This is a genomic window from Mesorhizobium sp. P3_A9 (assembly GCF_056402975.1).
The window spans coordinates 1-5833 of the sequence record NZ_JBFUGJ010000359.1 but is presented as its reverse complement, the minus strand read 5'-3'; the positions used below and the strand labels follow the sequence as shown (position 1 = coordinate 5833).

At 64.1% G+C, this 5833-nt stretch carries 6 protein-coding genes; 2 read left to right on the top strand and 4 right to left on the bottom strand.

Going from position 1 to position 5833, the window contains the following annotated elements:
- Window positions 1-166: 166 nt before the first annotated feature.
- From hisG to hisS, 3 genes are all read right to left on the bottom strand, one after another.
- Window positions 167-865: an ATP phosphoribosyltransferase gene (gene hisG / locus AC1DX0_RS29770; protein WP_477222452.1), complete on the bottom strand. Its 699-nt coding sequence runs from the start codon at window positions 863-865 to the stop codon at window positions 167-169.
- Window positions 862-1983 carry an ATP phosphoribosyltransferase regulatory subunit gene (locus tag AC1DX0_RS29765; protein ID WP_477222453.1) on the bottom strand — a complete coding sequence of 374 codons (1122 nt, stop codon included), beginning with the start codon at window positions 1981-1983 and terminating at the stop codon, window positions 862-864. The genes hisG and AC1DX0_RS29765 overlap by 4 nt, the downstream gene beginning before the upstream one ends.
- A gap of 178 nt (window positions 1984-2161) precedes the next feature.
- Window positions 2162-3667, bottom strand: coding sequence for a histidine--tRNA ligase (gene hisS / locus AC1DX0_RS29760; RefSeq protein ID WP_477358008.1), 1506 nt, complete (start codon window positions 3665-3667; stop codon window positions 2162-2164).
- Between the two features lie 252 nt (window positions 3668-3919).
- Here hisS and AC1DX0_RS29755 point away from each other — a divergent pair, with 252 nt between their 5' ends.
- Window positions 3920-4171, top strand: coding sequence for a hypothetical protein (locus tag AC1DX0_RS29755; RefSeq protein WP_477222455.1), 252 nt, complete (start codon window positions 3920-3922; stop codon window positions 4169-4171).
- A gap of 3 nt (window positions 4172-4174) precedes the next feature.
- Here the strand turns inward: AC1DX0_RS29755 and AC1DX0_RS29750 are convergent, their stop codons facing one another.
- A complete protein-coding gene (locus AC1DX0_RS29750) occupies window positions 4175-4813 on the bottom strand; it encodes a DNA-3-methyladenine glycosylase I (protein WP_477358005.1) in 639 nt (212 codons plus the stop codon).
- A 214-nt stretch (window positions 4814-5027) separates the two neighbouring features.
- Between AC1DX0_RS29750 and AC1DX0_RS29745 the strand changes: the two genes are divergently transcribed.
- A complete protein-coding gene (locus AC1DX0_RS29745) occupies window positions 5028-5768 on the top strand; it encodes a L,D-transpeptidase (protein WP_477222457.1) in 741 nt (246 codons plus the stop codon).
- The last annotated feature ends 65 nt before the right edge of the window (window positions 5769-5833 follow it).

Here is a 5833-nt window from a genome sequence, read left to right as displayed (position 1 = left end):
CTCCGTCTCGGCTTCGCCGAGCCACCTCTCCCCCACTTTCGTGGGGGCGAGGAACCCAAGCTTTCAAAGGGTGCAACGCCGACAGTTAGCGTTTCCTCGCCCCCATGAAATGGGGGAGAGGTGGATCGGGCGAAAGCCCGAGACGGAGAGGGGGATAGCGCCGCCGTTAGGCGATTATGGAAGCCATCTTCGCAGCGATATCGCGCACGAGCGCCTCATCCGCCACCGAACGATCTTTCTTCGACGCCACCAGACAGGCCTGCGACTTCAGCACAACCCCGTCGCCCAGCACCTTGAGGTGGTTCGCCCGCAGCGTCGAGCCGGTGCTGGTGATGTCGACGATGACATCGGCAAGCCCCGCCGCCGGCGCGCCTTCGGTGGCACCTAAGCTTTCGACGATGCGATAGACCTGGATGCCGTGCTTCTGCGAGAAGAACTGCTGCGTCAGCCGCCAGTATTTGGTGGCGATGCGCAGCCGCCTTCCATGGCGCTGGCGGAAATCGGCGGCAACGTCGTCGAGATCGGCCATGGTGTCGACATCGAGCCAGATTTCGGGCACCGCCACCACGACATCGGCATGGCCGAAGCCGAGACGAGCAACGATTTCGGCCCGCGCTTCCCAGTCCGCGAGGTTTTCCCGCACCAGGTCTTCGCCGGTGATGCCGAGATCGACCGCGCCCTGGCCGATTTCGCCCGATATTTCCGAAGCCGACAGGAAGGCGACCTCGACATTGTCCAGCCCTTCGACGCGGGCGTGATATTTGCGCTCGTCGCCGGGCAAGCTGATGGCTAGGCCGGCTTTCGCCAGCACTTCCAGCGCCTGCTCTTTCAGCCGGCCTTTAGAGGGGATCGCCAGCGTGATCATGGTGCCGCCTCCCGCAACGCCTCGATGCGATCGAGCCAGACGGAAAAACCGACGCCGGGAATGGCGGTCTTGGCGCCAAGCAGCGTCAGCAGCCGGTCGTAGCGGCCGCCACCGGCTAGGGGGCGGTCGCCATCCTGCGCCGCGATTTCGAAGACCACACCGGTGTAATAATCGAGCGGACGGCCGAAAGCCGCATCGTAACGGATTTTTCCCACCGGCAAACCATGTGCCCCGATTGCCCTGGCCCGCGCGGCGAATTTTTCCAGCGCGGCACCCAGCGACAGCCCGGCGCCGGCGGAGAATGTTTCCAGCGCTTCGGCCGCGCCATCGAGCGGCACGTCGATCGCCAGGAAACTCTTCAACGCCGCGAAGGCCTCATTCGACAGCCGCACGCTGCGCAATTCGGCCTTCTCGATCAATCGCCGCGCAATGTCCGTGGGCGAGCGCCCGCCGGATGCCGACAGACCGGCTTCCTCCATGCCGCCAGCGATATGGGCGGAAAGACCTTCGAGATCACCATCGAGGACAAGTGCGGCGACATCGCCGGAAAGCTGGCCGTTGCGCGGCGGATTGGCGAGATCGGCGAGTGCCGCCTCAAGCATCGGCGCCGAGCCGAAGGCACGCGCCAGCCGCATGCGCCAGCCGCGCGGCAGGCCGAGCGCCGCCAGCACCGCTTCGAAGACGCCCTGGTCGCCGAGCGTGATCGTGAGCGCCTGGCCGGGCAGCACCAGCGACAGCAGCGCATGCGCGTCGGCCACCGAGCGGGCGTCGGCTTCAGCCGTGTCGCGGTCGCCGAGATCCTCGATCCCGGCCTGGAAGAATTCATTGCCGCCTTCGCGGCGCTGGCGAAACACTTCGCCGAGATAGGAATAGCGGCGCGGCGTGCCGGCCTGCGAACTTATGTGGTCGAGACAGACTGGAATGGTGAATTCCGGCCGCAGGCAGAGTGTCTGCCCGGTCTCGCTTTCGGTGAGGAAGATGCGGCGGCGCAGATCCTCGCCGGCCATGTCGAGGAACGGGTCCGCTGGCTGCAGGATGGCGACCTCGACCGCATGCGTGTTGCGGGTGGCGAAGAGCTTGGTGATGTCTGCGGCGATGGCGGGGTAGCGGGAGGTCATGGATAGGATGGGCGCGAGGCACCCCCCTCTGTCCTGCCGGACATCTCCCCCGCAAGGGGGGAGATCGGCAGCTTGAGGCTCGGCGCCTCTTCTTCAACGCTGGAAATTGGCCAAAGCCCAAACGACATCCAATCTCCGCCCTTGCGGGGGAGATGGCCGGCAGGCCAGAGGGGGGTGTTCAAGCGCCACCCTTTGCGCGATCGGCAGCTTGCGCCGCCAGGATCTTCTTCACCTCGGCGACCAGCTCACTTTCCGCCACGGTGACCTGCGCAGGGCGTGCCGCGCGCCACTCCGCATTGTCGGTGATTTCCGCCGACATGCGCGCGCCCTCGATCAAATCCTTGATCTGCAGCTCGCCCTTGGCGCGCTCGTCGCCGCCCTGGATGATTGCGACCGGGCAGTTGCGCCGGTCGGCATATTTCAGCTGCGCCTTCATGCCGGCGCCGCCGAGATACATTTCGGAACGGATGCCGGCGGCGCGCAGCTCGCCGACCATTTTCTGGTAGCGGCCGAGGCTGTCGGTGTCCTTGTCCATCACCAGCACGACGACCGGCGCGATCACGTCGGCGCTGTCGAGCTTGCCGAGGTTCTTCAGCGCGGTCATCAGCCTGCTGACGCCGATGGAAAAGCCGGTCGCCGGCACCGGCTCGCCGCGGAAGCGCGAAACCAGGCCGTCATAGCGCCCGCCGCCGCCGACCGAGCCGAAGCGCACGATCTGGCCGTCCTCATTGGGGATTTCGGCCAGCAGTTCGGCCTCGAGGACGGGACCAGTGTAATATTCGAGGCCGCGCACCACCGAGCGGTCCATGGCGATACGGTCGTCGCCATATCCCGCCGCCCTGACCAGGGCTTCGATGGTCGCGAGTTCGCTGACGCCTTCCTGATAGGTCACGTTCGAACTGACGCTGGAATCCTGGCCGGCCTGAACATTCCTCGCTGTCGCGAGAAGAACTGCCTCGGCTTGCCCATTGTTCAATCCGGCGCCCTTGGCGAAGTCGCCTTCGCCTTCCTTGCCGCCATCCCAGCGCCCCGGGCCGAGCAAAAGCTTCACGCCTTCCGGCCCGAGCTTGTCCAGCTTGTCTATCGCGCGCAGCACGGTCAGCCGGCGGCCGGCATTTTCGTCGCCGCCGAGGCCGATCGCCTCCAGCACGCCGTCCAGCACCTTGCGGTTGTTGACGCGGATGACATAGTCGCCGCGCTTGATGCCGAGCGCTTCCATTACGTCGGCCATCATCATCGCCATTTCGGCGTCCGCCGCGACGCCCGGCGTGCCGATCGTGTCGGCATCGAACTGCATGAACTGGCGGAAGCGGCCGGGGCCGGGCTTCTCGTTGCGGAACACCCAGCCGGAGCGRTAGCTGCGATAGGGTTTSGGCAGGCGCTCRWAATTCTCGGCGACAAAGCGYGCSGTCGGCGCGGTCAGGTCGTAGCGCAGCGACAGCCACTGCTCRTCRTCGTCCTGRAASGAGAACACGCCTTCGTTCGGCCGGTCCTGGTCGGGCAGGAATTTGCCGAGCGCATCGGTGTATTCGATCAGCGGCTGGTCGGCCGGTTCGAAACCGTAGAGCTCATAGACCGAGCGGATCGTCGCCATCATCTTCTCGACGGCGCGAATGTCCTCGGCGCTGCGGTCGGCAAAACCGCGCGGCAATCGCGCTTTCGTCTTTTCCGATTTTTCGGCCATGAATTGGGCACCTGATGTCTCGTGACTTCGTGGCGCGGTAAATTTACCGCGTCCCACAGCGCGCGTTTCCTAACCGATGCAGCCGATAGCGGCAAGGGTGGCACCCCAGGGCCTGTCCGGATCCGAAATGGACAGAGTCGAACCTCCCTGAAACAACAACGCACCGAAAATGAAACAATCCCGCCATGAGCACGGCATCGTGCCGACACAATCGAAGCCGATATAGCGCACCAACACGAAGGGGTTCGGGACATGATCAGCGCAGCAAAATTCCACGCCAATAGCAAAGCCGGCGCGTTGCCAGCACGCCTGCGCCCGGCCGGTATCCATGCGCCGAAACTGGTTGGCCAGGCTGCCGGACCGTTCGATGTACCGGCCGAAACCGGCAAGGGGCCTTCCATGCGCGACGCCTTGGTGACCGGCCTGCTGGTGATCTATCCGACGGTGGCCACGGTGGTGGCGATCGTTGCCGGGCTGTTCCTGGCCAGCGTCAACGGCACCTGAACCCTACTTCGGCCGCGTGAAGGCCTTCCGTTCCTTCTCGACCTGCTTGCGGCAAACGCAGCCTTCGAGATGGTCGTTGACCAAGCCCATGGCCTGCATGAAGGCGTAGACCGTGGTCGGGCCGACGAAACTCCAGCCGCGCTTCTTCAATTCCTTCGAAATCCGGGTCGAAACTGCAGTCGTCGGGTTGGCGCGCAGATGCGCGAGGTCGACAATCCTGGGCCGCTCGTCCTTGCCGGGTTCGAACTTCCAGAACCAGGCGGCCAGCGAGCCGAACTCGTCGGCCATTTCGCGGGCGCGCTTGGCATTGTTGATGGTCGAGACGATCTTGCCGCGATGGCGGATGATGCCGGCATTACCAAGCAGGCGCTCGACATCCTTGTCGGTGAAGGCGGCGACCTTGTCGTAGTCGAAGCCGGCGAAGGCCTCGCGAAARTTCTCGCGCTTGCGTAGGATGGTCAGCCASGACAGKCCCGACTGAAACCCTTCGAGACAGATCTTTTCGAACAGCCKGCGRTCGTCGRCSAYYGGCCGGCCCCATTCATGGTCGTGRTARTGCAGATARTCSGGCAGATTGCCGTGCCAGAAGCAGCGCGCGACACCGTCGGGACCGGCAAKCAGGCCGGTGTTTTCTTTTTCCATAGCCAAAATCCGTTCGTTAATGCGCTTTCGCGCTGCATTTACTGCGGCTTTACCAGATTCCTGAACCCGGCGGTAACCACACCAAAAGGTTTACTGACAGAACCGCATTTTACGCATTCCGATTCATGTTTCGGTTGCTGCTTGCGCGCCAATGATCGCTGAACCGGGGAGCGTTTCCACCCGGTTGTATCAAGACGATCAAGGTGCGTTCCCGATGAAGAGAGTTTTGTTTTCCGTGCTCGGCGCCGTGGCTGTGTTTGCCGGCGTCACCCCCGCAGCCGCTGGCGACCGCTATGCCGACAGGCCGCCGGTGATGGTGAGCCCCGACCTTTCCGCCCCCTGGGTGCTACAGCTTGGCAAAGCGCCCGGCATCGTGCGGCAGAACCGCCAAATCGTGCAGCAGCCGCGCCTGCGCTATGCGCAACCGGCGCAGCCCGACCGCGTGCAGACGGCGGCCGTACAGGCGCAGACCAAGCGCATGGTCATGCGCCCGCAGATCAACCCGATCTACCTGCCGCAGGAAGTCAACTATGACGGCGGGCAGAAGCCGGGCACCATCGTCATCGACACGACGCAGAATTTCCTCTTCCTCATCGAGAAGAACGGCAAGGCACGGCGCTATGGCGTCGGCACCGGCAAGCCGGGCTTCGAATGGTCGGGCACGCACAAGATCACCAACAAGCGCGAGTGGCCGGACTGGCGCCCGCCGGCGGAGATGATCAAGCGCGAAGCCGCCAAGGGCCGTTATCTGCCGACCTATCTGGCCGGCGGGATGGAGAACCCGCTCGGCGCGCGGGCGCTCTATCTCGGCACCACCGAATACCGCATCCACGGCACCAACCAGCCATGGACGATCGGCGGTGCGGTGTCGTCAGGCTGCATCCGCATGCGCAACGAGGACGTGGTCGACCTCTATGAACGGGTCAATGTCGGAACCACGGTCGAGGTGATATAGTTCGAATTGCGAATCACTTGGCCGGCAAAGCATTGAGCTTTTCGAGGCCAGTCCAGAGATAACGG